This is a genomic window from Pseudomonas sp. IT-P2 (assembly GCF_949767575.1).
GTDB classification, from domain to species: domain Bacteria; phylum Pseudomonadota; class Gammaproteobacteria; order Pseudomonadales; family Pseudomonadaceae; genus Aquipseudomonas; species Aquipseudomonas pharyngis.
Genome location: NZ_CATKQA010000022.1, coordinates 325,069 through 350,358, shown reverse-complemented (window position 1 = coordinate 350,358; position 25,290 = coordinate 325,069). Strand labels below are relative to the sequence as shown.

General features: G+C 61.4%; 21 protein-coding genes. 6 read left to right on the top strand and 15 right to left on the bottom strand.

Annotated elements, in window-relative coordinates; translation table 11 throughout:
• Window positions 1-2 precede the first annotated feature (2 nt).
• Complete coding sequence (locus ACM6JM_RS14185) at window positions 3-1,184, top strand: aminotransferase class V-fold PLP-dependent enzyme (protein WP_414882093.1); 1,182 nt, start codon at window positions 3-5, stop codon at window positions 1,182-1,184.
• On the opposite strand, the gene ACM6JM_RS14180 is transcribed toward ACM6JM_RS14185, so the two are convergent.
• The 4 genes from ACM6JM_RS14180 to zwf form a co-directional block, all read right to left on the bottom strand.
• Window positions 1,181-1,897 (bottom strand): intradiol ring-cleavage dioxygenase, encoded by a 717-nt coding sequence (locus tag ACM6JM_RS14180; RefSeq protein ID WP_074688304.1) that lies wholly within the window; start codon window positions 1,895-1,897, stop codon window positions 1,181-1,183. The genes ACM6JM_RS14185 and ACM6JM_RS14180 overlap by 4 nt on opposite strands.
• A gap of 199 nt (window positions 1,898-2,096) precedes the next feature.
• Complete coding sequence (locus tag ACM6JM_RS14175) at window positions 2,097-2,762, bottom strand: bifunctional 4-hydroxy-2-oxoglutarate aldolase/2-dehydro-3-deoxy-phosphogluconate aldolase (protein ID WP_039766101.1); 666 nt, start codon at window positions 2,760-2,762, stop codon at window positions 2,097-2,099.
• 17 nt (window positions 2,763-2,779) lie between these two features.
• The gene (gene pgl, locus ACM6JM_RS14170) at window positions 2,780-3,493 is read right to left on the bottom strand and encodes a 6-phosphogluconolactonase (RefSeq protein ID WP_103386022.1); all 714 of its coding nucleotides are present in this window, start codon (window positions 3,491-3,493) and stop codon (window positions 2,780-2,782) included.
• Entirely contained in the window at window positions 3,480-4,946 is a 1,467-nt protein-coding gene (gene zwf / locus ACM6JM_RS14165) for a glucose-6-phosphate dehydrogenase (RefSeq protein ID WP_039766097.1), read from the bottom strand. Before zwf ends, pgl begins: the two co-directional genes overlap by 14 nt.
• 226 nt (window positions 4,947-5,172) lie before the next feature.
• On the opposite strand from zwf, the gene ACM6JM_RS14160 reads away from it, so the two are divergent.
• Window positions 5,173-6,033: a MurR/RpiR family transcriptional regulator gene (locus ACM6JM_RS14160; protein WP_169842436.1), complete on the top strand. Its 861-nt coding sequence runs from the start codon at window positions 5,173-5,175 to the stop codon at window positions 6,031-6,033.
• 133 nt (window positions 6,034-6,166) lie between these two features.
• Here the strand turns inward: ACM6JM_RS14160 and ACM6JM_RS14155 are convergent, their stop codons facing one another.
• The 11 genes from ACM6JM_RS14155 to edd form a co-directional block, all read right to left on the bottom strand.
• Window positions 6,167-7,021 (bottom strand): D-hexose-6-phosphate mutarotase, encoded by an 855-nt coding sequence (locus tag ACM6JM_RS14155; RefSeq protein WP_414882091.1) that lies wholly within the window; start codon window positions 7,019-7,021, stop codon window positions 6,167-6,169.
• 116 nt (window positions 7,022-7,137) lie between these two features.
• Window positions 7,138-8,484, bottom strand: a complete 1,347-nt coding sequence (locus ACM6JM_RS14150; protein WP_074688306.1) for a carbohydrate porin — start codon at window positions 8,482-8,484, stop codon at window positions 7,138-7,140.
• Between the two features lie 132 nt (window positions 8,485-8,616).
• On the bottom strand, window positions 8,617-9,777 hold the full coding sequence (locus ACM6JM_RS14145) for an ABC transporter ATP-binding protein (protein ID WP_085610787.1): 1,161 nt from the start codon (window positions 9,775-9,777) through the stop codon (window positions 8,617-8,619).
• 2 nt (window positions 9,778-9,779) lie between these two features.
• On the bottom strand, window positions 9,780-10,625 hold the full coding sequence (locus ACM6JM_RS14140; protein ID WP_007951164.1) for a carbohydrate ABC transporter permease: 846 nt from the start codon (window positions 10,623-10,625) through the stop codon (window positions 9,780-9,782).
• The gene (locus tag ACM6JM_RS14135) at window positions 10,618-11,526 is read right to left on the bottom strand and encodes a carbohydrate ABC transporter permease (protein ID WP_007951166.1); all 909 of its coding nucleotides are present in this window, start codon (window positions 11,524-11,526) and stop codon (window positions 10,618-10,620) included. Before ACM6JM_RS14135 ends, ACM6JM_RS14140 begins: the two co-directional genes overlap by 8 nt.
• A gap of 109 nt (window positions 11,527-11,635) precedes the next feature.
• Window positions 11,636-12,937 (bottom strand): ABC transporter substrate-binding protein, encoded by a 1,302-nt coding sequence (locus tag ACM6JM_RS14130; protein ID WP_074688308.1) that lies wholly within the window; start codon window positions 12,935-12,937, stop codon window positions 11,636-11,638.
• 118 nt (window positions 12,938-13,055) lie between these two features.
• On the bottom strand, window positions 13,056-14,315 hold the full coding sequence (locus ACM6JM_RS14125) for an AGE family epimerase/isomerase (protein WP_414882090.1): 1,260 nt from the start codon (window positions 14,313-14,315) through the stop codon (window positions 13,056-13,058).
• A gap of 177 nt (window positions 14,316-14,492) precedes the next feature.
• Window positions 14,493-15,920 (bottom strand): ATP-binding protein, encoded by a 1,428-nt coding sequence (locus ACM6JM_RS14120; protein WP_163976892.1) that lies wholly within the window; start codon window positions 15,918-15,920, stop codon window positions 14,493-14,495.
• Between the two features lie 31 nt (window positions 15,921-15,951).
• Window positions 15,952-16,683 (bottom strand): response regulator, encoded by a 732-nt coding sequence (locus ACM6JM_RS14115; RefSeq protein WP_074688312.1) that lies wholly within the window; start codon window positions 16,681-16,683, stop codon window positions 15,952-15,954.
• A 172-nt stretch (window positions 16,684-16,855) separates the two neighbouring features.
• The gene (locus tag ACM6JM_RS14110) at window positions 16,856-17,809 is read right to left on the bottom strand and encodes a glucokinase (RefSeq protein WP_103386018.1); all 954 of its coding nucleotides are present in this window, start codon (window positions 17,807-17,809) and stop codon (window positions 16,856-16,858) included.
• On the bottom strand, window positions 17,806-19,632 hold the full coding sequence (gene edd, locus ACM6JM_RS14105) for a phosphogluconate dehydratase (RefSeq protein WP_085745187.1): 1,827 nt from the start codon (window positions 19,630-19,632) through the stop codon (window positions 17,806-17,808). The genes ACM6JM_RS14110 and edd overlap by 4 nt, the downstream gene beginning before the upstream one ends.
• Window positions 19,633-19,852: 220 nt before the next feature.
• On the opposite strand from edd, the gene gap reads away from it, so the two are divergent.
• The 4 genes from gap to ACM6JM_RS14085 all read left to right on the top strand — a co-directional run bounded on the left by gap (window position 19,853) and on the right by ACM6JM_RS14085 (window position 25,271).
• Entirely contained in the window at window positions 19,853-20,854 is a 1,002-nt protein-coding gene (gap, locus tag ACM6JM_RS14100; RefSeq protein ID WP_210710766.1) for a type I glyceraldehyde-3-phosphate dehydrogenase, read from the top strand.
• Between the two features lie 101 nt (window positions 20,855-20,955).
• Window positions 20,956-21,474 carry an RNA polymerase sigma factor gene (locus ACM6JM_RS14095; RefSeq protein ID WP_039766069.1) on the top strand — a complete coding sequence of 173 codons (519 nt, stop codon included), beginning with the start codon at window positions 20,956-20,958 and terminating at the stop codon, window positions 21,472-21,474.
• Between the two features lie 123 nt (window positions 21,475-21,597).
• Entirely contained in the window at window positions 21,598-22,563 is a 966-nt protein-coding gene (locus ACM6JM_RS14090; protein WP_414882089.1) for a FecR family protein, read from the top strand.
• A 122-nt stretch (window positions 22,564-22,685) separates the two neighbouring features.
• Window positions 22,686-25,271: a TonB-dependent receptor gene (locus tag ACM6JM_RS14085; RefSeq protein ID WP_103386016.1), complete on the top strand. Its 2,586-nt coding sequence runs from the start codon at window positions 22,686-22,688 to the stop codon at window positions 25,269-25,271.
• The last annotated feature ends 19 nt before the right edge of the window (window positions 25,272-25,290 follow it).

Here is a 25,290-nt window from a genome sequence, read left to right as displayed (position 1 = left end):
CCATGCCCGATAACACCCGCCGCGCCCGAGACGAAGCCTTCTGGCAAACCTTCGCCGACCGTTACGATCGCCACCCCGGCCCCGTGAACCTGGAGAACGGCTACTTCGGACGGATGTCGCGCACCGTGATCGAGGAGTATCAGCGCAACATCGAGCTGATCAACAACAGCAACTCGATCTACGTTCGCCAGCGTTTCGAACAGCACGACAGCCTCGATATCCGCGCGCAACTGGCCGAGCTGATCGGCGTCCGCGCGCAAAGCGTGGCGTTCACCCACAACGCCACTGCCGGCCTGCAATCTCTGATCCGCAACTACAACCGCCTGCAGCCGGGCGACCAGGTGCTGATCTGCGACCTGGAGTACGACACGGTCAAGGGCGCCATGCGCTGGCTGGCGCAGCATCGCGGGGTCGAAGTGATCGAGATCGAGCACGCCCACCCGGCCAGCTTCGACAGCCTGCTGGCGACTTACCGCGAAGCCTTTACCCGCTATCCGAAGCTCAAGCTGATGGCGCTGACTCACGTTACCCACCGCACCGGGCTGGTAATGCCGGTGCAGGCCATTGCCTCGCTGGCCAGGGAGCATGGCGTCGATATCATCCTTGATGGCGCCCATGCGCTCGGGCAGATTGAGTTCGACCTCGAAGCGTTGGGCATCGCCTTCGCCGGGTACAACCTGCACAAGTGGATCGGCTCGCCGCTGACCCTCGGCTTTATCTACATCGCCCCGCAGCGCCTGGCCGACATCGACCCGGACATGGGCGAGATGCATTTTTCGGCTGACGACATCCGTTCGCGCACGCCTTACAGCACGCCGAACATTCCGGCGTTGATGACCTTGCCACTGGTGTTCGAGGAACACCGCGCACTGGGTGGCGCGGCCGCCAAAGGCGCGCGGATGAATTACTTGCGCAACCTGTGGGTGAGCGCCGTGCGCAATCTGCCGGGCATCGAAGTCACGACCCCGGACGATCCGCGTCTCTATTGCGGCATCACCTCGCTACGCTTTACCCGGCATGCCGACCAGCAGGTGATGGTCGAACGCCTGCTCAACGACTACAACCTGTTCACCGTGGTGCGCAATGGCTCGGCCTGTGGGCCATGCATCCGTATCACGCCGTCGCTGACCACCACGGCGGCGGAAATCCAGCTCCTGGTTCAGGCGCTGAACGAACTGCGTTAAACCGTGTACTTGTCGAAGTCCTCGGGCTTGATCTGCGACGATACCGCAAAGGTGTCGATGCCGATCGTGAGGTGGCCGAAGTAGCCGTCCTCGTGCGAGTCGCGGCCGATCGGCCAGACGGTCAGGGTCGATGCTTCTCCGCCCATAGTGGTGTAGTAGGCATCGTCGGCGTTACACACCGGCGCCGAGCCTCGCCCGCGATAGGCCTTGTTGTTGAGCACGCCGCGGGAGACCACCTCCGGGAAATACAGTTGGCCGACCCAGGCCACATTGCGCTCATCCAGATACTCATTACCGCAGACGATACGCACCGCCACGTGAATGTGCAGGGCTCGCCCGGCGTAGAAACCCGGATAGATCGTGGTGAAGCGCACCCTGCCCTTGTGGTCGCTGAACTGACCGCCGCGCAGATAGGTGTCGTCGTCGGTTCGCGGGATCGAGCCGATGTCCTCGACGTCGACTTCCAGATCCGGGTTCACCCGACTCCAGCCGGAATAAGCGCCGCGGGCGTTGCAGTGCCAGATATCCACCAGCGCACCGCTGACCGGCTCGGCGGTCATGGCGTCGACGATGGTCAGGCGCAGCAGCAACGGCAGGCCCTCGGCGCCTTCGCTGATGTTGCGGCGCAGCAGTTTGGGATTGCGAAAATAGGGCCCCGCGACTTGCTCGGGGGCCAGTTGATAAACCGATGGAGCTGAAGGCTGGTTGTCCATGACGCGTTCTCTCTTCCATAAGATGAACGCAGGTTAACGCCACATTCGAAGCTTGGTGCGGTAACTATGTATCTCGAAATAACGTTTCTCGAAATAACAAAAGCTTTTTGCGGGCAAAAAAAACGGCGCACCGACCAAGCGCACCGTTAAAGCCGTAGAACACACAACGAAGTGTAGGGTTGCAACTAATTGAAAAGTATCAGTCCAGCAGCGCCAGCGCCTCGGCGGTGCATTCCTGAATGCGGGCCCAGTCGCCGTTCTTGATCCACTCAGGATCGAGCATCCAGCTACCGCCCACGCACATGACGTTTTTCAGCGCCATGTAGCTCTTGATGTTGGCCGGGCCGACGCCGCCGGTCGGGCAGAATTTCACTTCGCCGAACGGGCCGCCGAGTGCCTTGATTGCAGCCACGCCGCCGCTGACTTCCGCCGGGAACAGCTTGAAGCGGCGATAACCCAGGCCATAACCTTCCATGATGCCGGAGGCATTGCTGATGCCCGGCAGCAGCGGGATCGGGCTTTCGACACTGGCTTCCAGCAGATCACGGGTGATGCCCGGGGTGACGATGAATTGCGAACCGGCAGCTTCGGCCGCGGCCAGCATATTGCGGTCGAGCACGGTGCCGGCACCGGTCACCAGTTCCGGACGCTGTTCGCGCAGGATCTGGATCGCCTTGAGGCCGAACTGCGAACGCAGGGTCACTTCCAGCGCGGTCAGACCACCGGCGGCCAAGGCGTCGGCCAATGGCAGCACGTCCTGTTCGCGGGCGATGGTGATCACCGGCAGGATCCGCGCCTTGGCGCAGAGGCTGTCGATCAGGGCAACTTTGTCCGCCATGGAAACGGTCGGGGATGGAATTTTCATAGCGGCTGTTCCTTGGCTCATGGGCACCAGTAAATCTCTAACGTAGGTTGCAGAAACGCGCGAACCGGCATGGCGGCGACGTCGTTGGATGCCAGTGCGGCATTCAGGGTGGTCAGTTTCGACTGACCGGAAATCGACAGAATCTTGTGCCGCGCCGACGCCAGCAGCGCCCGGCTCATGGTCAGGCGCTGGCGTGGCACGCTTGGTGCGAGCATCGGCCAGCAGCGACGGGTGCCGTCGGCTTGCAGGGCTTCGGCCAGGTTCGGGCTGTCCGGGAACAGTGATGCGGTGTGACCGTCATCACCCATGCCCAGCACCAGCACGTCAATGGGCGGCAATTCGGCGAGCAAACGATCAGCCTGCTCCGCAGCCTGCTCGACGTTGGCCGCCGCGCTGTAGAGGCTGAGGAACTGAGCCTTGGCCGCCGGGCCCCTGAGCAGATATTGCTTGAGCAGACCGGCGTTGCTGTCGGCATGTTCGACCGGCACCCAGCGCTCGTCGGCGAGGGTCACGACGACCTTCGACCAGTCCAGTTCCTGCTTGGCCAGGTGCTGGAAAAACGCCACCGGGCTACGACCGCCGGACAGCACCAGCACCGCATTGCCACGTGCCGCCAGCGCTTCGCTCAATTGCTTGGCGACATTCAGCGCCAGGCCTTCGGCGAGCAGCACCGGGCTCTTGAATTCGCGGGCATTCACGCCCTCGGGCAGTTTCACATCAGATATCGCCATACCACGACCTCCCGTCCCGCGTGATCAATGCAATGGAGCTCATCGGCCCCCACGACCCGGCCGCATACGGCTTGGGCGCGTCGCCGGATTTTTTCCACCCGGCGATCAGCTGGTCACACCATTTCCACGCGGCTTCGATTTCATCTTTACGGACAAACAGGTTCTGATTGCCGTTCATCACTTCCAGCAACAACCGCTCGTAGGCATCGGGGATCCGAGCGCTGCGCCAGGTGTCGGAAAAATTCAGTTGCAGCGGGCCGCTGCGCAGTTGCATGCCCTTGTCCAGGCCTTGCTCCTTGGTCATCACGCGCAGGGAAATGCCTTCGTCCGGTTGCAGGCGGATGATCAGTTTGTTGCTGATCTGCAGGCGCTGCTCGGGGGCGAAGATGTAGTGCGACGGTTCCTTGAAGTGGATGACGATCTGCGACAGTTTCTGCGGCATGCGCTTGCCGGTACGCAGGTAGAACGGCACGCCGGCCCAGCGCCAGTTGCGAATGTCGGCACGCAGGGCAACGAAGGTTTCGGTGTCGCTCTGGGCGTTGGAATTCGGCTCTTCGAGGTAGCCCGGCACGGACTTGCCTTCGCTGTGCCCGGCGATGTACTGGCCGCGCACCACTTGCGTGGTCAGGCCTTCCGGACTGATCGGCGCCAGGGCCTTGAGTACCTTGACCTTCTCGTCGCGGATGCTGTCGGCGGACAGGTCGGCCGGCGGGTCCATGGCGATCAGGCAGAGCAGTTGCAGCAGGTGGTTCTGGATCATGTCCCGCAGCTGGCCGGCCTTGTCGAAGTAACCCCAGCGGCCTTCGATACCGACTTTCTCGGCCACGGTGATTTCCACGTGGGAGATGTAGTTCTGGTTCCACTGGGTTTCGAACAGGCTGTTGGCGAAACGCAGGGCGATGAGGTTCTGAACAGTCTCTTTGCCCAGGTAGTGGTCGATGCGGTAGGTGCGGTTCTCCGGGAAGAACTGCGCCACGGCGTCGTTGACCTTGCGCGAGGATTCGAGGTCGGAGCCGATCGGTTTTTCCAGCACCACGCGGGTGTTTTCCGCCAGACCGACGTTCGCCAGATTCTCGCAAATCGCGCCGTACACCGCCGCCGGAGTGGCGAAGTAGGCAATCATGCGTTGCGTGCTGCCGGCCAGTTCGGCCAGCGCCACGTAATCTTCAGCCTTGAGGAAGTCGACGTGCAGGTAGGTCAGGCGCGCCAGAAAGCGCTCGGCCACGGCCTCGTCCAGCTCCTTGCCCACATAACGACGCAGCTCGGCGGCGATGAACGCCAGGTGCTGCTGCTCGGTGCCCGTCTCACGGGCCAGTGCGATAACGCGCGTGTCCTCGTGCAACAGGCCGGCGCCATCAAGGTGATAAAGGGCAGGAAACAGCTTGCGCAGGGCCAGATCGCCCAAGGCGCCGAACAAGGCGAAGGTGCACGGTTCAACCGTAATCGAAGGCATGATGTTTGTTCTTTTATCAAGTTAAGCTACAAATACCTTTTTTCAAGGCATCACTCAAGGGAAAATGTAGTAATAACCACAACATTTTCGCAAAATACAGATTCCGAGTGGTGGTCGGTCGGAGCCATCAGTAGGATAGGCCACCGTCACGGGCCACATCAAAGGCCCAATTTGCATAGCCGCGCGCTTATCGGCGCCGGTGAATCTAGGAATTCTTATGGACCGCGTGCGAAATTTACTGGAACAGATCCAGAGTCGCCTTGAAGAGCTGAACAAGGCCGAACGCAAAGTCGCCGAAGTGATCCTGCTCAACCCACAGCAGGCCACCCGCTTCAGCATCGCCGCCCTCGCCCAGGCGGCGTCGGTCAGTGAACCGACGGTCAACCGTTTCTGCCGTTCGTTCGGCGTCAGCGGCTACCCCGAACTCAAGTTGCAACTGGCGCAGAGCCTGGCCAGCGGCGCGGCCTATGTCAGCCGCGCAGTGGAAGCTGACGACAATCCCGAGGCCTATACGCAGAAGATTTTCGGCAGTGCGATCGCCTCCCTGGACAGCGCGTGCCAGGCACTGGACCCGAACCTGATCAGCCGCGCCGTCGACCTGTTGATCCAGGCCCGGCAGATCCACTTCTTCGGCCTGGGTGCTTCGGCGCCGGTGGCGCTGGATGCGCAGCACAAGTTCTTCCGCTTTAACCTGGCAGTCACCGCCCACGCCGATGTGCTGATGCAACGGATGATTGCCTCGGTGGCGCACACCGGCGAGCTGTTCGTGATCATTTCCTACACCGGCCGCACGCGCGAACTGGTGGAAGTGGCGCGCATCGCCCGGGAGAACGGCGCTTCGGTGCTGGGCCTGACCGCCGAGAACTCGCCGCTGGCCAAGGCCAGTACGCTTAGCCTGAATATTCCGCTGCCGGAAGACACCGACATCTACATGCCGATGACTTCGCGGATCATTCAGTTGACCGTGCTGGATGTGCTGGCGACGGGGATGACGCTGCGTCGCGGGGTGGATTTCCAGCCGCATCTGCGCAAGATCAAAGAGAGCTTGAATGCGAGCCGGTATCCGGTGGGTGACGAGTTCAACTAGTTCGCGCTGATCGTTCCCACGCTCTGCGTGGGAATGCCTCAAGGGACGCTCTGCGTCCAGTGACGCGGAGCGTCACGGGCTGCATTCCCACGCGGAGCGTGGGAACGATCATCGCTCTGCATGGGAGCGATCATTACGCAGCAGCCCACGCCTGCAAACTCAAATGCGCCTTCTCCCCCGGCGCCAGATGCAGACTGTCGGTGCCACCCGCCGCCGCTTCAACACAGACAAACTCCGAGATCTCATCCCAGGTCACGCCGAGCAACGGCCGCGTCCCCGGATGCCACACCACGGTGTCCGCGCTGTCGCCGGTATCGATGCACAACTCGCGCTGCCAGGCGTGATCCTTGAGCTGCAATTCGCCGTCATGCTGGAACACCCGCTGACAGCCGCCATCGACCCGCAACTCGCCTTCCTGCTGACAAATCTCACGGTTCAACTGGTCGTAACCCTGCGCCCCTTCGAGCCCAGACAGCGCTATCTCACTCACATCGCCAATACGCCAGTAAGCATGCAAAGCCTGGCTCAACTGGCACGGCATGTCGTCCTGATGCTCGGTGCTCAGGCGCAATTCCATGCGTTCGCCCAGGTGCGCGTGCAGGTCCACCTGCCAGTCGCACAGCTGCAATTGCCAATGCAGGCGCACGCCGTCCTCGGCGCTGCTGCTGTCGAGCAGTTTCCAGTCCAGCAATCGCGCCCAGCCATGGGACGGCCACGCGTTTTCGCTCGGGTGACGGCCATACCATGGCCAGCACACCGGCACGCCGCCACGAATCGCGCCGACATGCGGCCATTTCGCCGCGCACCACAGCCACGGTTTTTGCCCGCGCGGCTGAAAATGCAGCAATTGCGCGCCTTGGCGACTGAACACCGCCTGACACAGCGGATGATCGATCACCAGCACATCGCGCATCTGATAGCGCTCCCAGGCGAACACCGGTCGTTCACGCAAGGATTTGAAGAAGCGTTGCAGCGGATGCTCATGCATGGGCCACGGTTCCAGATTCAACTTTCATGGGCTGCGACACCCCTGTCCAAAAAAAAGCGGACAGCCTTGGCTGTCCGCAAATATGCGCACATAGAGAGGAGCTTATCGCAGACGCGTCAGAACGTAGACTGAATTTTCAGGCCAGCGACCAAAGCGTTATCCACTTCATCCACACCGCCCGGATGAGTGATGTATTGCAGGTTCGGGCGTACGGTCAGCCAGTTGGTCACGTGGAAGCCGTAGTTGATCTCGTAGTTGTATTCGGTTTCGCGAATCGGCGAGAACACCGGATTGTCGTAATCCGAAACGCCATTGGAGACGTTAAGCAGTTCGGCGTTTTTCTTCACGTCATCGTTGACGTGAATACGCGCAGCACCGATACCGAAGTCATCCTTCGGACGCGCATCGAACAGACCTTTGTACACAAACATCACGGACTGATAGTTGTCGATGAAGTTGGTGTCCTTGTCGTGGAACGTGGCGTTGGCAGCGATGCTCAGACCACGGCTCTTGTCACCGTTATGGCTGGTGAGTTGCTGTTGCGCAACGAACCAGTAACCGTGCTTGCTGCTGTGGGTGCGGTAGGCATCACCGGTGGTCGCCGCGTCGAAACCGTTGACGTCTTCGCGAACGTCGTCGGCATCGGCCGTGCTCTTGTAGTAACCGACACGGTATTCGCCCGGCAGGCTGTTCGGGTTAGGCAACCAGACCAGTTCCACTGGCAATACGGTGCCTTTGGTGCCACTGCCGCTCAACTTGAAGCCGTTGCCGTGTTCCAGCTGCGACGGGTTCTGGTTGTACGCACCGATCTGTGCGTAGAGTTCGTCGTTGATGTTGTATTTGACGCGAATGGCCGCCTGGCTGACCGGCCAGTTGTACCAGATGTTGGTCGCCCAGTTACCCACTTGCGAACCGCAGAACGCCAGGTTCTGGAACTCGCACGGGAAGGTGTTGAAGTCTTCGCCTTCGCCGAAGTAACCGGCCTTGATGTCGAGTTTGTTGTCGAAGAACTGGTGTTTGATCCACAACTGGGTCAGACGCACCATGTGGCCACGACCGTAGACTTCCTGCGAGGAGCTGAGTGTGCCGGCACGCGGATCGCCAACACGGTCGTTGGAAATGTTTTCGCCATTACGGTTGGTCAGCTGGATCTTGGCCTGGGTGTTGTCCCAGCCCCACAGTTTTTGCAGGTCCAGCGCCACGCCCAGACCGAACTGGTCGGAGTAACGCGCCGTCTTGTCGTTGTTGTAGCCGCCGTGAAGGTTGCCGCCCACCTCACCGACGTAGTCCATCTTGATGTCGATGCCTTGCTCGATCAGCTTGGTCCGCTCGCCACCCCAGTCCCCGGTCATCCACTCCGAATCGGAGCTGAACGCGTCAGCCGCGTGGACGCTGCCGGCCAGCATCATTGCCGCAACTGCTGACAACTGGCCGATTCGCTGAGCGTTGTTGTTCTTCTTCATCCCTACATCCTCGTTTTATTGTTATTAACTGTTCTTCTTATTTAACGCGGTTTACATCGGATGCGGCGCGCGACAGGCCACGCACCGCGTGCTCCCTGCGGGAACGGGCCTGCCCGCTCCCGCCTGTGTTCATCAGCGACCCTTGAACTGGGCCACGTTGGCGCTGTGCGGTTCGGCTTTCGGCAGGCCCGCAATCCCCAGACGTTCGCCGGACTGGGCGTCGAACAGCAGCACTTTCGACGGATCGAACTGCAGGGTCAGGGTCTCACCCACCTGCGGTGCCACATCCGGCGCCAGACGGCAGCAGACCTTGGTGTCGTTGAGGTTGACGAACACCAGGGTGTCCGGACCGGTCGGCTCGGTGACCTGCACTTCAGCCTTGATGCTCGGCAGGCCATTGCCCTCGCCGTTCGCCAGCGCGATCTGCTCCGGGCGCAGGCCGAGGATCACTTCACGGTCTTCGAGACCGGCGTCCTGCATCGCCATCGGCAATTCGCAACGGGCCTGGCCGCTGTCGAGCAGCGCCACCAGACGGCCGTCCTTGCGTTGCAGGCGCAGCGGAATGAAGTTCATCGGCGGCGAGCCGATGAAGCTCGCCACGAACAGGTTGGCCGGGTCGTTGTAGATCTCTTTCGGCGTACCGAACTGCTGAATGATCCCGTCCTTCATCACCGCCACTTTGTCGCCCAGGGTCATCGCTTCGATCTGGTCGTGGGTCACGTAGACCGTGGTGGTTTTCAGGCGCTGGTGCATCAGTTTCATTTCGGTGCGCATCTCGACGCGCAGCTTGGCGTCGAGGTTGGACAGCGGTTCGTCGAACAGGTAGATCTTCGGCCGACGCGCCAGCGCACGGCCCATCGCCACGCGCTGCTGCTGACCGCCGGAGAGCTGGCCCGGCTTGCGATTGAGCAGGTGCTCGATCTGCAACAGCTTGGCCACGCGGGCGACTTCTTCGTCGATCGCCGACTGGCTCATCTTGCGGATCTTCAGACCGAACTCGATGTTCTCGCGCACGCTCATGGTCGGGTACAGCGCGTAGGACTGAAACACCATGGCGATGTCACGATCCTTGGGGCTCATGCCGCTGACGTCCTGGTCGCCGATCATGATTGCGCCGCCGGTGATGGTTTCCAGGCCGGCGATGCAGTTCATCAGGGTCGACTTGCCGCAGCCCGAAGGCCCGACGAGGATCAGGAACTCACCGTCCTTGATCGACAGTTCGATGTTCTTCAGGGTGTCCGGCAGGCCGGCACCGTAGGTCTTGTTTACATTGCGAAGTTCGAGCGTAGCCATGATTACCCCTTGACTGCGCCGGCCGTCAGCCCGCGCACGAAATACTTGCCTGCGACCACATAGACCAGCAGGGTCGGCAGCCCGGCGATCATCGCCGCCGCCATGTCCACGTTGTATTCCTTGGCCCCGGTGCTGGTGTTGACCAGGTTGTTCAGCGCCACCGTGATCGGTTGCGAATCACCGCTGGAGAACACCACGCCGAACAGGAAGTCGTTCCAGATCTGGGTGAACTGCCAGATCAGGCAGACCATGATGATCGGCGTCGACATCGGCAGGATGATCTGGCGGAAGATTGTGAAGAAGCCCGCGCCATCGAGGCGCGCCGCCTTGATCAGCGCATCCGGAATGCTCACGTAGTAGTTACGGAAGAACAGCGTGGTGAACGCCAGACCGTAGACCACATGGATGAACACAAGGCCCGTGGTGGTGCTCGCCAGGCCCATCTTGCCGAGGGTGAACGAGGCCGGCAGCAGCACGGTCTGGAACGGCAGGAAGCAGCCGAACAGCAACAGGCCGAAAAACAGCTGCGAACCACGGAAGCGCCAGAACGACAGTACATAACCGTTCAACGCACCGATGGCGGTGGAGATGATCACGGCCGGAACGGTGATCTTGATCGAGTTCCAGAAGTAGCCGTCAACGGTCGCCCAGGCTTTCACCCAGCCGATGCCGCTGACCACGGTCGGCCAGCTCAGCAGGTTGCCGGTGGAAATGTCTTCCGGGGTCTTGAAGCTGGTCAGCAGCATGACCACCAGCGGTACCAGATACAGCAGGACCGCGAGGATCAGCACCGCGTAGATCGCGATGCGACTCAGGCTGATGGCCGGTTTGGAGGCGAGACTAGTCATGACGCTTGGTCCTCAGCTCGGAGTACAGGTAAGGCACGATGATCGCGAGGATCGCACCGAGCATCAGGATTGCACTGGCCGAGCCCATGCCCATCTGTCCACGGCTGAAGGTGAACGAGTACATGAACATCGCCGGCAAATCGGAGGAATAACCCGGGCCGCCGGCCGTCATGGCCGCCACCAGGTCGAAGCTCTTGATCGCGATGTGCGCCAGAATCATCACTGCACTGAAGAACACCGGACGCAGACTTGGCAGCACCACTTTCCAGTAGATGCGCGGCATGCTCGCGCCGTCGATCTGGGCAGCACGGATGATCGACTGATCAACGCCACGCAGACCGGCGAGGAACATCGCCATGATGAAGCCCGAGGCTTGCCAGACCGCCGCGATCACCAGGCAGTACACCACGCGATCCGGGTCGATCAGCCAGTCGAGACGGAAGCCTTCCCAGCCCCAGTCCCGCAGCAATTTGTCCAGGCCCATGCCCGGGTTGAGCAGCCATTTCCACGCAGTACCGGTCACGATCATCGAGAGCGCCATCGGGTACAGGTAAATGGTGCGGATAAAGCCTTCGCGACGGATTTTCTGGTCGAGGAAAATCGCCAGTGTCACGCCGATTACCAGGGTGATGCCGATGAACATGCCGCCAAACACGGCCAGGTTCTTGCTCGCCACCCACCAGCGGTCGTTGTCGAACAGACGCTCGTATTGCGCCAGGCCTGCCCACTTGTAGTTCGGCAGGAACGTCGACGTGGTGAACGACAGGACAAACGTCCAGAGGATATAGCCATAGAAGCCCACCAGAACGATGAACATGCTCGGCGCCAGCACCAGTTTCGGTAGCCAGCGCTGCAATGCGTCGAACGGCGAGGCCTTGCTGAACACAGCAACAGAACTCATGGGAAGATCCAATAAAAAAAGAGAAGAGCAGCTACGAGTTGAGAGCTGCAAGACCAGCAGAGCAGCGCTCTTGTCTCGCAGCTTGTAGCTCGCAGCTCGTCGCTACCGCTTACTTGGCAGCCTTGATGGCAGTGCCGAGTTTCTTGGCAGCGTCGGCCGGGTCGGCTTTCGGGTCGTTGATGTAGTTGGTCACGACATCAAAGAACGCACCCTGCACGGCCAGCGTGGTCGCCATGTTGTGCGCCATGCTCGGTTGCAGGCCGCCGCTCTTGGCGTCTGCCAGGAAGTCCTTGGCAGCGGTCTGGGCGCAGGAGTCGAAACCGTACTTGCCCATGTCGGCGAGCATGTCGTTACGCACCGGGATCGAGCCCTTGTTGATGCTGAAGACTTTCTGGAAGTTTTCACCCAGCACGACTTTGGCGATGTCCTGCTGACCGGCCGCGGTGCCCGCGTCCTTCTGCTTGAACACGGCCAGCGAGTCGATGTTGTAGGTGAACGCCTTGTCGGTGCCCGGGAACGCTACGCACTCGTAGTCCTTGCCGGCGACTTTCTTGGCGGCGGTCCATTCGGACTTGGCCCAGTCACCCATGATCTGCATGCCGGCCTTGCCGTTGATGACCTTGGCCGCTTCCAGGTTCCAGTCCTGGCCTTTGCCGTCCGGGTCCATGTAGGTCGCAACTTTCTTCAGCTCGGTCAGGGCCTTGACCATTTCCGGGCCGGTCAGGGCAGCGTTGTCCAGGTCGACCAGGGCTTTCTTGTAACCGTCAACGCCCATCACCGACAGCACGACCGCTTCGAACACGGTGCTGTCCTGCCATGGCTGACCGCCGTGGGCCAGCGGGATGAAGCCCGCCGCTTTCAGCTTGTCGCCGGCGGCGTAGAATTCTTCGAGGGTGGTCGGGGCTTTTTCGATACCGGCTTTCTTGAAGACTTCCGGGTTGATCCACAGCCAGTTCACGCGGTGAATGTTCACCGGCACGGCCACGTAATCACCTTCGAACTTCACGGTGTCGGAGACTTTCTTGTCGAGCAGGCTGTCCCACTTCTCGGACTTGGAAACGTCCTTCAGCACGTCAGTGTCGAGCAGACCGGTCGACGCCCATTCCTGGATGTCCGGGCCCTTGATCTGGGCAACGCCTGGCGGGTTGCCGGCTACTGCGCGGCTTTTCAGCACGGTCATGGCAGTCGCACCGCCACCGCCGGCGACAGCGCCGTCTTTCCAGGTGAAACCGTCTTTCTCGACTTGTGCCTTGAGCACATCGACGGCAGCTTTTTCGCCACCGGACGTCCACCAATGCACGACTTCCACCGAACCTTTGGATTCGGCAGCGGAAACACTCAGGGGCAGCACAGCGAGCGGGAACAGGGAGGCGACAGAAATGACAGTAGCGAGGCGAGAAATCGCATTCATCTGAGATGTACCTTTCTTGTTGTTATGCATGCAAGTCTGGTGCTTGCGCTGCACACGAGTTTAAACAGAGCGTTTCCCCCCGCAGGTAACGAAGGGACGCGCGAATGTCACCACATGGTTACACAGGAACGCTTCGAGACAGGTGTGCCAGAGCACTGGCCATGCTCGGTGCCAGCGGCAGACGCGGAATCAGAACGGCCTGCCAGGCGTGGTACAGATCCGGTTTGCCCGCCCAGATATCGGCACTTGGACGGTTTTGCGGATCGAGTTCGTGGTGCCAACTGCCGTCGCAGCGGTCGATAAAATACATTTCGCAAAATTCCCAGAACAGGCGATACCAGGTTTCGTACTGCGCATCGCCGGTGCGTTTGAGCAAGGCACTGGCGGCAGCGCTGGCCTCGGCGTGGGTCCAGTGCAGGCGATGACGCACCACCGCTTTGTTGTTCCAGTCGAGGGTATAGACGATGCCCGGCGCACCATCGACGTCCCAGCCATAACGGCAGTTTTGTTCGAACAGCTTTTGCGCATCGGTGGCCAGCCAGCCGGGCGTCAGCATGCCGGCCTGAACCCGCGCGGCTTCGAGGTGCAGCAACAGCCGCGCCCATTCGAAACCATGGCCCGGCGTGGTGCCGTAGGGACGGAAACCATCGGCGGGATTGTCATGGTTGTAGTCGCGCAGCGGCTGCCAGTTGCGATCGAAATGCTCGATCACCAGGTAATCGTTGGCAGCGGCGTGCCCGTGAATCACCCGCTCGACGATGCGTTGCGCACGCACCAGCCAGCGCGGGTCTTCGGTCACATCGGCCAAGGCGAGGAAGGCTTCGGTGGCGTGCATGTTGCTGTTGGCGCCGCGATAGGCTTCTTCTTCGCGCCAGTCGCGATTGAAGAACTCGCGCATGGCGCCCTCTTCCTCGCTCCAGAAATACGTGTCGATGATGTCGATGGCGTCATCCAGCAACGCCTGCGCGCCCGGACGTTGCGCGACCACTGCGGAACTCGCCGCCAGAGCGACGAAAGCATGCAGATAAGCGTTCTTGCCGGTGTTGCCGTCACGGTGTTCGGCGACAGCGAACCAGCCGCCGTGCATCGCATCACGCAACGGGCCGCGCAGGGCCGCGATGCCGTGATCGACCAGCTCGGCGAACCCCGGCAGGCCCTGAATGTGGGCCATGGCGAAGCTGTGGGTCATGCGTGCGGTGTTCATGGTTTCGGCTTGCGCGCCGACCTGGAGCTGGCCGCGCTCATCGAGATTGCCAAACCCTTCGGGCAGCCGTGAAGCCTTGGCAAATGCCAGCAGGCGCAGGCCTTCATCGGCGAGCCATTGCTGGTGGGCAGGGGCGTTCAGCCAACTGCTGAAGCCCGGATTGAAATGATCCATGGGTGGCCTTTTTTGTTGTTATGACTGCGGGCAGTCTAAACAACGGGCCGGGAGGGGCTTGTAACGAAGGGGGCGGGTTTTGTCACCAAGTCGTGACAAAGAGCCAACCCTCATCGGAACGCCGCCCGCCCAGCCCTCTCCCGGAGGGAGAGGGCTAGGGTGAGGGCAAGCTTTTGACTAATCCGCCGAACGCGGCAATTGCAGGGTCACGCGCAATCCGCCTTCGCGCAGGTTCTGCAGCGTCACTTCACCGCCATGGCTATGGGCAATGTTGCGGGCGATCCCCAAACCGAGACCGTAACCCTGCTGCTGTCCCGCCAAGCGGAAGTGCGGCTCGAACACCTGCTCCAGCCGCTGCTCCGGCACGCCCGGCCCTTCATCGTCGACATGCAGCACGAATGCGCGATCATCGTCATCGATGTGCAGGTGGGCGTTCTGCCCGTACTTCAACGCGTTGTCGATCAGGTTGCCGATGCAACGCTTGAGCGCCAGCGGCTTGCCCGGATACGCCGCCAACGCCCGCCCCTGCTGCGTCACGCGACCATTGCCGGCCGGCGCCAGATACGGCTCCACCAGACAGTCGAGCACATGGTTCAGGTCCACCGGCTCGATGTTTTCGTGAATGTCGGTGTCCTTAACGCATTGCAGCGCGCCTTTGACCAGCAGCTCCAGCTCATCCAGATCACGGCCGAACTTGGTCTGCAGCGTTTCGTCTTCCAGCAGTTCGACCCGCAGGCGCAGTCGCGTGATCGGTGTGCGCAGGTCATGGGAAATCGCGCTGAACAACTGGCTGCGCTCGGTCAGGTAACGGCTGATCCGCTCGCGCATGGTGTTGAAGGCGCGGCCCACTTCGACCACTTCGCTACCGCCGCCCTCGGCCACCGGCTCGACATCGGCGCCCAGCGACAAGTCCCGCGCGGCCCGTGCCAGACGCTTGAGTGGCCGGCTCTGCCAGTGCACCAGCAGGCCGATGAACAACAACAGAAAACCGCTGGTGAAGACGATGAACCACACCTGTTGGGTCGGCAGGCCCTGCTCTTCGAGACTGGTGTAGGGCTCGGGCAGCAGCGAGGCGATGTACAGCCATTCACCCGGCGCCAACTGAATCTGGGTCACGAGCACCGGCGGATTCACCGGTTCCAGGGTCAGTGCGTAATGCGCCCACGAACGTGGCAACTCATCGAGTTTCAACCCGGCATTGAAGATCCGTAAGTCATCGGGGCTGACGAAGGTCACCAGAATGTCGGTGTCCTGGCCCAGCGACTGACGCAGCACTTCATCCACCGCTTTCAGTACCGCGGCCTTGCGCGGCGTCACCGGCAGCACTTCCATGCCCAGCGGTTTGTCATTCAGCGTCACCACAAAACGCGTGCCGCCCATGCTGCGCAATTGATCGAGCACCAGCGGCCGATAGGCCACCGGCAACGAGCGGAAATAACTGACGCTGGCGGTCATCGAATGGGCGAGGCTGCGGGCGCTGGTGACCAGTCCTTCGAGCTGGGTCGCGCGCAATTGGGAAACCCAGATCACGCTGGACAGCGTCTGGGCGAACAACACCGCGAGCAGCGTCAGCAGCAGCATTCGCCCAAGCAGCGAACGCGGCATCGGCACTTTGCGCGCGGTGGTGCGCAGGAACTCAGTGACCATTGCCGGCAACCACATTGGCTGCCAGTTGGTAGCCGCTGCCGCGCACGGTGCGGATCAGGCGTGGCGGTTTTTCAGTGTCGCGCAGACGCTGGCGCAAACGGCTGACGGCCATGTCGACGATGCGATCAAGCGGCATCAGGTCGCGGCCACGGGTGGCGTTGCCGATGGTGTCGCGGTCGAGGATTTCCTGGGGATGATCAAGAAACAGTTTCAACAGGGCGAAGTCGGCGCCGGACAGAATCACCTCCTCGCCGTCGGCGTGAAACAGCCGATGGCTGACCATGTCCAGCCGCCATTCATCGAACGCCAGCACTTCACTGCCGCCGCGATCCTGGCCGAATTGGGCGCGACGCAGCAGGGCCTTGATCCGGGCTTGCAGTTCGCGGGGGCTGAAAGGTTTGCCGAGGTAATCGTCGGCGCCGAGCTCCAGGCCGATGACCCGGTCGGCTTCGTCGGAACTGGCGGTGAGCATGATGATCGGCACCTGGGCCTGACGCGGATGCTGGCGCACCCAGCGGCACAGGCTGAAGCCGTCTTCATCCGGCAGCATCACATCGAGGATCACCAGATCGCTCGGCGCTTCGTTCAGCGCCTGACGGAAACCGGCGCCATCCGCCGTGGCCCGTACCTGAAAACCCGCGCGGGTCAGGTAGGTTTCCAGCAACTCGCGTATCTCCTGGTCGTCATCGACCAACAAAATCGACTTGTTGACTGAGCTCACTTCGAAGGCATCCTTGTTGTTGGAATTGGGCGGATTATGCCTGATGTGTAGACCGATCGTTCCCACGCTCTGCGTGGGAATGTATCAAGGGACGCTCCGCGTCCAGTGACGCGGAGCGTCACGGCCTGTATTCCCACGCAGAGGGTTCGACGCCTCGACGTGGGAACGATCTTCAGCCTTCCTGTTCGAGCGCCACTCCTGCACCGACGAGCCCCGAGTACGGCGCTGTCACCAGCCACACCGGAATCCCCTTGAAGTAATCGCTCATGCAGCCCTTGTCGGCGAAGCTGCGGGCGAAACCGCTTTCGAGGAAGAAATCGGCAAAGCGCGGAATCACGCCACCCACGATGTACACCCCGCCACGGCCGCCGGTGGTCAACACGTTGTTGCCGGCCACGCGACCGAGCCAACAGCAGAACTGCTCCAGCACTTCCAGGGCGATCGGGTCGCCTGCAAGACCTGCCGCAGTGATTGCCTCTGGTGTGTCGAGCTTCGGTTCATGACCATCCACCGCGCAGATCGCCCGGTAGACCCGCGGCAAGCCACCGCCGCTCAACGCGGTTTCCGCGCTGACATGGCCGATCTCGTTATGGATGTGCTGCCAGAGCTGGGTTTCACGCAGACTGCTCAGCGGCAGATCGACGTGACCGCCCTCTCCCGGCAACGCGGCAAACCGCCCTTCACCGAGATCAAGCAACGTACCGACGCCCAAGCCAGTGCCCGGGCCGATCACCACTGCCGGACGCAACGGCTCCGGCGTGCCTTCGCAAACCACGCGGAATTCGCCGGGCTGCAAACGGGTCATGCCCAGCGCCATCGCCGAGAAATCGTTGATCAGCAACAACTGCTCGACCTGCAAGGTCTGGCAGAACGCCTTGCGACTCAGGCGCCAGTGGTTGTTGGTGAACTTGAACTCATCGCCGCTCACCGGCCCCGCCACCGACAGGCACACCGAGCCGATAGCGCCCGGCGCCAGACCGAGCCCGCCGAGGTAGAGGCTGATCGCCTCTTCCGGGCTGGCGTGGTCGGCCGTGGCCAGCACCTGAACCGATTCGAGCTGCTGATCTTTCCACAACGCGAACCGCGCGTTGGTGCCTCCGATGTCACCGACCAAAGCCAGTTTCAATTAAGCGTCTCCAGGGCAGAAGTGAAGGCGCTGGCGCCCTGCTCCGCCGAGCTGAAGGCCAAACGCATGAAGCCGAATAGTTCGCGACCGCTGCCGATGTTGTTGCCCAACAGGCCTTTGGCGGGTTCGCGCGCTGCGAATTCGGCGGCGTCCACCTTGAGTTCCAAAGTGCCTTTGACGCCATCGACGCGGATGATATCGCCCTCTTGCACGCGCGCCAAAGCGCCGCCGACATAAGCCTCGGGACTGACATGAATGGCCGCCGGAATTTTCCCGGATGCGCCGGACATGCGCCCGTCCGTCACCAACGCCACTTTGAAGCCGCGATCCTGCAGCACGCCGAGGAACGGCGTCATCTTGTGCAGCTCCGGCATGCCATTGGAACGCGGGCCCTGGAAGCGCATCACCGCGACAAAATCCTTCTCCAGCAAACCGGCCTTGAAGGCGTCCGCCAGATCTTGCTGATCCTGGAACACCATGGCCGGTGCTTCGACGATCTGGTTTTCCAGCGCCACGGCGGACACCTTCATCACGCCGCGACCGAGGTTGCCTTCCATCACCCGCAAGCCGCCCTCTGCCGAGAATGCACGGGCCACCGGACGCAGGATGTTTTCGTCGAGGCTGTCGGTCGGGCCTTCGCGCCACACCAGCTTGCCGTTATCGAGGAACGGCTCTTTGGTGTACTGGCTCAGGCCGTGGCCGAGCACGGTGTTGACGTCTTCGTGCAGCAGGCCGGCTTCGAGCAGTTCGCGGATCAGGAACGACATGCCGCCCGCTGCCTGGAAGTGGTTGATGTCAGCCTTGCCGTTTGGATAAACGTGGCTCAGGGTCGGCACGACTTCGGAGAGGTCGGCCATGTCCTGCCAGGTCAGCTGAATGCCCGCCGCCATGGCGATGGCCGGCATGTGCAGGGTGTGGTTGGTCGAGCCGCCGGTGGCGTGCAGCGCGACGATCGAGTTGACCAGCGCCTTCTCGTCGACGATTTCGCCGATCGGCATGAAGTTGCCGTTCTGTTTGGTCAGGCGGGTGACCTGGTGCGCGGCTTCGCGAGTCAGGGCCTCACGCAGCGGAGTGTTCGGGTTGACGAAGGACGCGCCCGGCAAGTGCAGGCCCATCACTTCCATCAGTAACTGGTTGGTGTTGGCGGTGCCGTAGAAAGTACAGGTGCCCGGGCTGTGGTACGACTTCATCTCCGATTCCAGCAGCTCTTCGCGGGTCGCCTTGCCTTCGGCGTACTTCTGCCGCACGTCGGCTTTTTCCTTGTTGGAAATCCCCGAGACCATCGGCCCGCCCGGTACGAAAATCGTCGGCAGGTGACCAAAACGCAGCGAGCCCATCATCAGGCCCGGCACGATCTTGTCGCAGATGCCGAGCATCAGCGCGCCGTCGAACATGTTGTGAGACAGCGCCACCGCCGTCGACATCGCGATCACTTCGCGGCTCGGCAGGCTCAGCTCCATGCCCGGCTCGCCCTGGGTCACGCCGTCGCACATGGCCGGCGTACCGCCGGCGAACTGGCCGACCGAGCCGATTTCGCGCAAGGCGTTCTTGATCTGTTCCGGGAAGACTTCGTACGGCTGGTGCGCCGAAAGCATGTCGTTATATGACGAAACAATTGCGATGTTCGCCGAGTTCATCATCCGCAGGCTGTGCTTGTCTTCGCTGCCACACCCGGCCACGCCGTGGGCAAAGTTGGCGCATTGCAGTTTGCCGCGCATCGGCCCGTCGGTGGCGGCGCCGCGAATCAGTGCAAGGTAAGCCTGACGCGTGGCGCGGCTGCGGGCGATAAGCCGTTCGGTGACCTCAAGAACGCGGGGATGCATGTGTAGAACTCCAGGCTAACGGATGTGGCGACCTGATTGTCTATGCTGATCAAAAGCCCGTTCGCGTGGGATGACGAACGGTTTTGTTGATCATTCGGACCAGTTGATTCAGGTCACTCGTTGTAGATAAAACAAAATATTGCCACTAAAAAGGCTTGTTTTCTATTTTTATGCGAATAATCTTGTAATTCCAACAACAAAACGACGGCGGCGCTGTTCAATGACTCTTCGAATCGCAATCAATGGTTTTGGCCGCATCGGCCGTAATGTCCTGCGCGCACTGTATACCCAAGGCTATCGTCAGGATTTGCAGATCGTCGCCATCAACGATCTGGGCGACAGCGCGATCAATGCGCATCTGCTCAAATATGACACCGTTCATGGCACATTCGACGCCGAAGTTGCTCACGACAACGAGAGCCTGACCGTCAACGGAGACCGCATTTCGGTCAGCGCCATCCGCAACCCGGCCGACCTGCCATGGGCCGCGGAAAAGATTGATGTGGTGTTCGAATGCACTGGTCTGTTCACCGACCGGGCCAAAGCCGCCGCGCATATTACCGCCGGCGCACGCAAAGTGATTATCTCGGCCCCGGCCAAAGGCGCCGATGCTACCGTCGTTTACGGTGTGAACCACGACATCCTGCGCCAGTCGCACCAGATCATTTCCAACGCGTCGTGCACCACCAATTGCCTGGCCCCGGTGGCCCAAGTGCTGCACCGCGAACTGGGCATCGAAAGCGGTCTGATGACCACGATTCACGCCTACACCAACGACCAGAACCTGACCGACGTTTATCACACCGACCCGTACCGCGCCCGCTCCGCCACCCAGAACATGATCCCGAGCAAGACCGGCGCTGCCGAAGCCGTGGGTCTGGTGCTGCCGGAACTGGCTGGCAAACTGACCGGCATGGCCGTGCGCGTACCGGTAATCAACGTGTCGCTGGTTGACCTGACCGTGCAGTTGAAGCGCGAAGCCTCGGCCGATGAAGTCAACGCATTGATGAAAGCCGCGAGCCTGCACTCGAAGATTCTCGGCTACAACACCCTGCCGCTGGTATCGAGCGACTTCAACCACAACCCGCTGTCGTCGATCTTCGACGCCAACCACACCAAATCCAGCGGCAAACTGCTGAAAGTGCTGGCCTGGTATGACAACGAGTGGGGCTTCTCCAACCGCATGCTCGATAACTGCCTGGCGCTGTGCAACGCGGAATAAACGCCTGCTCCCACAGGTTTGATTTCAATCTGAAATCAACACTTGACCACTCGGGCGGATGATAAGCATTATCATTCGCCCGAAATGGATCAGGTCATCCCGTGAGTCAATCACACTTCAATCACGTCTTCCTCGCCCAGCGCACTTCGCTGCTGCGGACTCTGGAACGGATGGTCAACAACCACAGCACCGCCGAAGACCTGTTGCAGGAAACCTACCTGCGCGTCACCCGGGCGCTGAGCGAACGGGCCATCGATCACCTTGAACCCTTTGTCTTCCAGACCGCGCGCAATCTGGCGCTGGACCATTTGCGCGCGCGCAAGATTCATTCGCGCACCATGGTCGACGATGTGCCGCAGGAGGTGGTGCACAGCGTCGCCGCCCCCGCCAGCAGTGCCGAAGACGCCGCTCACGCCGAACAATTGCTGGAGCGCCTGAACGTGAGTCTCGCTGAACTCAGCCCCCGCCAACAGCAGATTTTCATCCTCAGCCGCCTGCACGGGCGCAGCTATCAGGAAATCGCCGCAGAACTGAACGTGTCCCTCAGCACGGTGCAGAAAGAACTCAAACTGATCATGACCATCTGCATCGGTGTCGCCGAACGCTTGAACGGCGACTGATGCCGTAGGACTTTTCTGTAAACCTCAGGATCGACTGCACTGATCATCGGGCTTTGTTACCCTTGCCCGACTTTTACGCTTCACTAAAAAACAGCCGTGCACAGACACTGCCGAGGAAACACCGTGACGGACACCCACCGCTCCCCTTCGCCTTCATCGGCGCAGGACGCCGCCAGCGCAATGGACCAGGCTCTGGACTGGCTCATCGTGCTCGGCAGTCCGGACGAGGAGCAGACCCGGCAATTTCACGCCTGGCTGGCGGCCGACCCGTTGAATGCCGAGGCGTTCGCCAAGGCCCAGGCAATCTGGGACGGCCCGCAGATCGCCCAGTGCGCGCAGAATCTCGCGGCCAAACCGAAGAAAGTCACCGTCCTCACGCGTTTGCGCCCGCATTGGAAACCGCTGGCCACCGCCGCCGTGCTGCTGCTCGGGCTGTTCAGTTTCAGCAACCTGCCGATGCGTTTGCAGGCCGATCACCTGACCGTGGTCGGCGAGCGTCAGCGCCTGCAGCTCGAGGACGGCTCGAAAGTCCTGCTCAACACCAATTCCGCGTTCTCCAGCACGATCAACGATCAGCAGCGAGTCGCGCGGCTGTATCAGGGCGAAGCGTTTTTCGAGATCCCGGCCAGCCGCAGCCAGCCGCTGGAAATCGACGCCGGGCCGGTGAAGGCCAGCGTGCGCGACACCGCATTCGCCGTGCGTTATCTGGACGGCGTGGCGCAGGTGCGGGTGCAGCGCGGCGATGTCGATCTGCGGGCGACCCGTGATGATGCGCGGGTGCGGCTGTCCGCCGGGGAAAGCATCCGCATCGGCCCGAACGGTTTCGACCGCCCGGCCAAGGTCGACGCCGCCACCGATCTGGCCTGGGTGCAAGGTCGGCTGATCTTCGAAAACTGCCCGCTGAACCAGGTGCTGGCCGAACTGCGCCGCTACTACCCGGGCTTCATCATCAACACCAACGAGCAGTTGGCCGACGTCGCCGTCACCGGCAATTACCGTCTCGACCAGCCGCTGGACGCGGTGCGTTCGCTTGCTCACATCACCTCGGCCAAGCTTCGGGAATTCCCGGCGCTGGTGATCTTGAACTAAATGAGAATTATTTTTACTCGATAGCCGAAGCTCGTTCGTCTCGTTATAGCCAATGCAATTGATTCGCATCTCGCGAGATCAATCAGCACCTATAAAGATTCGTGCGACACGGAGCGCTATCGATGTCCTCACGCCTTACCCGCCAGACTTCTTCCCCTTCCCGCGTGCTGTCGCTGCTGACCGCCGCCATCCTGATGGCCGGCACCGCGCCGCTGATGGCCGCCACCGAACAGCCGACGCGCAACATGGGCGACTACTCGTTCGCCATTGCCCAGCAGCCGCTGGTGTCGGCGCTCAACGCGTTCACCGCTGTCACCGGCTGGCAGGTCGGTTTGCCGGCGGAACTGGGTCAAGACGTGTCGTCGCCGGGCGTGCGCGGTTCGCTGCCACCGGAAAAAGCCCTGGAGCGCCTGTTGGTGGGGACCAACCTGAGCTTCCGCAAACTGAGCAACAACAACGTCGTGCTGGAAAAACGCGCCAGCGGCGGCGCACTCAATCTTGATCAGGTGACCATCAGCGCCACCCGTCAGGAACAGTCGGTGAGCAGCGTGCCTGCCACCGTCACCGTGCAGACCCGCGAGGATCTGGATCGCAACAACGTCAATACCATCAAGGATCTGGTGCGCTACGAGCCGGGCGTCTCCGTCGGCGGCGCCGGCCAGCGCGGCGGGATCAGCGGCTACAACATTCGCGGCATCGACGGCGACCGCATCCTGACCCAGGTCGACGGCGTCGAAGTGCCGGACGGTTTCTTCAACGGCCCGTACGCCAAGACCCAGCGCAATTACGTCGACCCGGAAATCGTCAAACGCGTCGAAATCCTTCGTGGCCCGGCCTCGGTGCTGTACGGCAGCAACGCCATCGGCGGCGCCGTCAGTTACTACACCCTCGACCCGGACGACATCATCAAGCCCGGCAAAGACGTCGGCGCCCGCCTGAAGACCGGCTACAGCTCCGCCGACGAGAGCTGGCTGAAATCCGCCACCGTCGCCGGTCGCACCGACCAGTTCGACGGCTTGCTGCACTACAGCCAGCGCGACGGTCACGAAACCGATTCCTACGGCAGCAACAACGGCACCGGCCTTGAACGCACCGCCGCCAACCCGGAAGACGTGAAAGCCACCAACGTGCTGGCCAAGATCGGCTGGAACTACAACGAAGGTTCGCGCCTGGGCCTGACCTACGAAAAGTACAAGGATGATCGCGACACCGATCAGAAAAGCGCTTACGGCGGCCCTTACTTCAACGGTGCCCCGACAATCCCGGACAGCGTGCTGCCCGGCGGCATGTACCAGTGGCGCACCGGCAACGACACCATCACCCGCGAGCGTTTCGGCCTGGAGCACAGCTTCGAGTTGAACAGCCTGCTGGCGGACAACGTGAAGTGGAGCCTCAACCACCAGACCGCCAAGACCGATCAGAGCACCGACGAGTTCTACTACCCGATCACCCGCAAAGTGCTGCGCACCCGCGACACGATTTACGAAGAGAAACAGTGGGTCTTCGACGCGCAACTGGACAAGGCATTCGCCATCGGTGACACCGATCATGTGCTGACTTACGGCACCACCATCAAGCAGCAGAAAGTCACCGGATCGCGCAGCGGCGACGGCAAGTGCCTGGCGGTCGGTCGCGGCTGCACCGCCATCGGCGCCACCAGCGCGGCTGACGTGCTGAAAAAGTCCAGCGACTTCCCGGACCCGACCATCAACACCTACAGCCTGTTCGCCCAGGATCAGATCAGCTGGAACAACTGGACCTTCCTGCCGGGCCTGCGCTACGACTACACCCAGCTCAAGCCGCACATCACCCAGGAATTCCTTAACACCGTGGCCGCCGACGGCCAGGGCACGGTCAGCGATTCGAACAAAACCTGGCACAAAGTCTCGCCGAAATTCGGCCTGACCTACGCCCTGACCGAAAACTACACCTGGTACGGTCAGTACGCCGAAGGCTTCCGCACACCGACCGCGAAAGCGCTTTACGGCCGCTTCGAGAACAGCACCACCGGCTACAACGTGGCGCCGAACCCGGACCTGGAACCGGAAAAAAGCAAAAGCTATGAAACCGGCCTGCGCGGCAACTTCGAGCAAGGCTCGTTCGACGTGGCGGTGTTCTATAACAAGTACCGCGACTTCATTAACGAAGACGCTGTCACCCCGGGCTACAGCGAGCTGACGTTCCAGTCCAGCAACATCAAGCACGCCACCATCAAGGGTGCCGAAGTCAAAGGTCGTCTGAACCTCGATTCCTTCGGCGCGCCGCAAGGCCTGTACACCCAAGGCTCGATTGCTTACGCCTACGGACGCAACAACGACAACGGCGAACCGTTGAACAGCGTCAACCCGCTGACTGGCGTGTTCGGCCTCGGTTATGACCAGGACAACTACGGCGGCCTGCTGAGCTGGACCGTGGTCAAGAAGAAGGATCGCGTCGACGACAGCAACTTCAAATCGCCGGACGGTGTCAGCAGTCAATTCAAGTCGCCGGGCTTCGGCATTCTCGATCTGGCCGGTTATTACAAAGTCACCGACGACGTCACCGTCAGCGGCGGCATCTACAATCTGACCGACAAGAAATACTGGCTGTGGGATGACGTGCGCGGTTACGACAGCGTCGGCGAAGCCTCGGTGACACAACCGGCCAACCTCGATCGCCTGACCCAGCCGGGTCGCAACTTCGCGATCAACCTGGTCTGGGATATCTGATCCGGATGACCTCACGGCG

Bases quoted from the DNA above. Each gene is read 5' to 3' on its own strand.
- ACM6JM_RS14185 (WP_414882093.1), top strand. From the start codon at position 3: ATGCCCGATAACACCCGCCGCGCCCGAGACGAAGCCTTCTGGCAAACC.
- ACM6JM_RS14180 (WP_074688304.1), bottom strand. From the start codon at position 1,897: ATGGACAACCAGCCTTCAGCTCCATCGGTTTATCAACTGGCCCCCGAG.
- ACM6JM_RS14175 (WP_039766101.1), bottom strand. From the start codon at position 2,762: ATGAAAATTCCATCCCCGACCGTTTCCATGGCGGACAAAGTTGCCCTG.
- pgl (WP_103386022.1), bottom strand. From the start codon at position 3,493: ATGGCGATATCTGATGTGAAACTGCCCGAGGGCGTGAATGCCCGCGAA.
- zwf (WP_039766097.1), bottom strand. From the start codon at position 4,946: ATGCCTTCGATTACGGTTGAACCGTGCACCTTCGCCTTGTTCGGCGCC.
- ACM6JM_RS14155 (WP_414882091.1), bottom strand. From the start codon at position 7,021: ATGCATGAGCATCCGCTGCAACGCTTCTTCAAATCCTTGCGTGAACGA.
- ACM6JM_RS14150 (WP_074688306.1), bottom strand. From the start codon at position 8,484: ATGAAGAAGAACAACAACGCTCAGCGAATCGGCCAGTTGTCAGCAGTT.
- ACM6JM_RS14145 (WP_085610787.1), bottom strand. From the start codon at position 9,777: ATGGCTACGCTCGAACTTCGCAATGTAAACAAGACCTACGGTGCCGGC.
- ACM6JM_RS14140 (WP_007951164.1), bottom strand. From the start codon at position 10,625: ATGACTAGTCTCGCCTCCAAACCGGCCATCAGCCTGAGTCGCATCGCG.
- ACM6JM_RS14135 (WP_007951166.1), bottom strand. From the start codon at position 11,526: ATGAGTTCTGTTGCTGTGTTCAGCAAGGCCTCGCCGTTCGACGCATTG.
- ACM6JM_RS14130 (WP_074688308.1), bottom strand. From the start codon at position 12,937: ATGAATGCGATTTCTCGCCTCGCTACTGTCATTTCTGTCGCCTCCCTG.
- ACM6JM_RS14125 (WP_414882090.1), bottom strand. From the start codon at position 14,315: ATGGATCATTTCAATCCGGGCTTCAGCAGTTGGCTGAACGCCCCTGCC.
- ACM6JM_RS14120 (WP_163976892.1), bottom strand. From the start codon at position 15,920: ATGCCGCGTTCGCTGCTTGGGCGAATGCTGCTGCTGACGCTGCTCGCG.
- edd (WP_085745187.1), bottom strand. From the start codon at position 19,632: ATGCATCCCCGCGTTCTTGAGGTCACCGAACGGCTTATCGCCCGCAGC.
- gap (WP_210710766.1), top strand. From the start codon at position 19,853: ATGACTCTTCGAATCGCAATCAATGGTTTTGGCCGCATCGGCCGTAAT.
- ACM6JM_RS14085 (WP_103386016.1), top strand. From the start codon at position 22,686: ATGTCCTCACGCCTTACCCGCCAGACTTCTTCCCCTTCCCGCGTGCTG.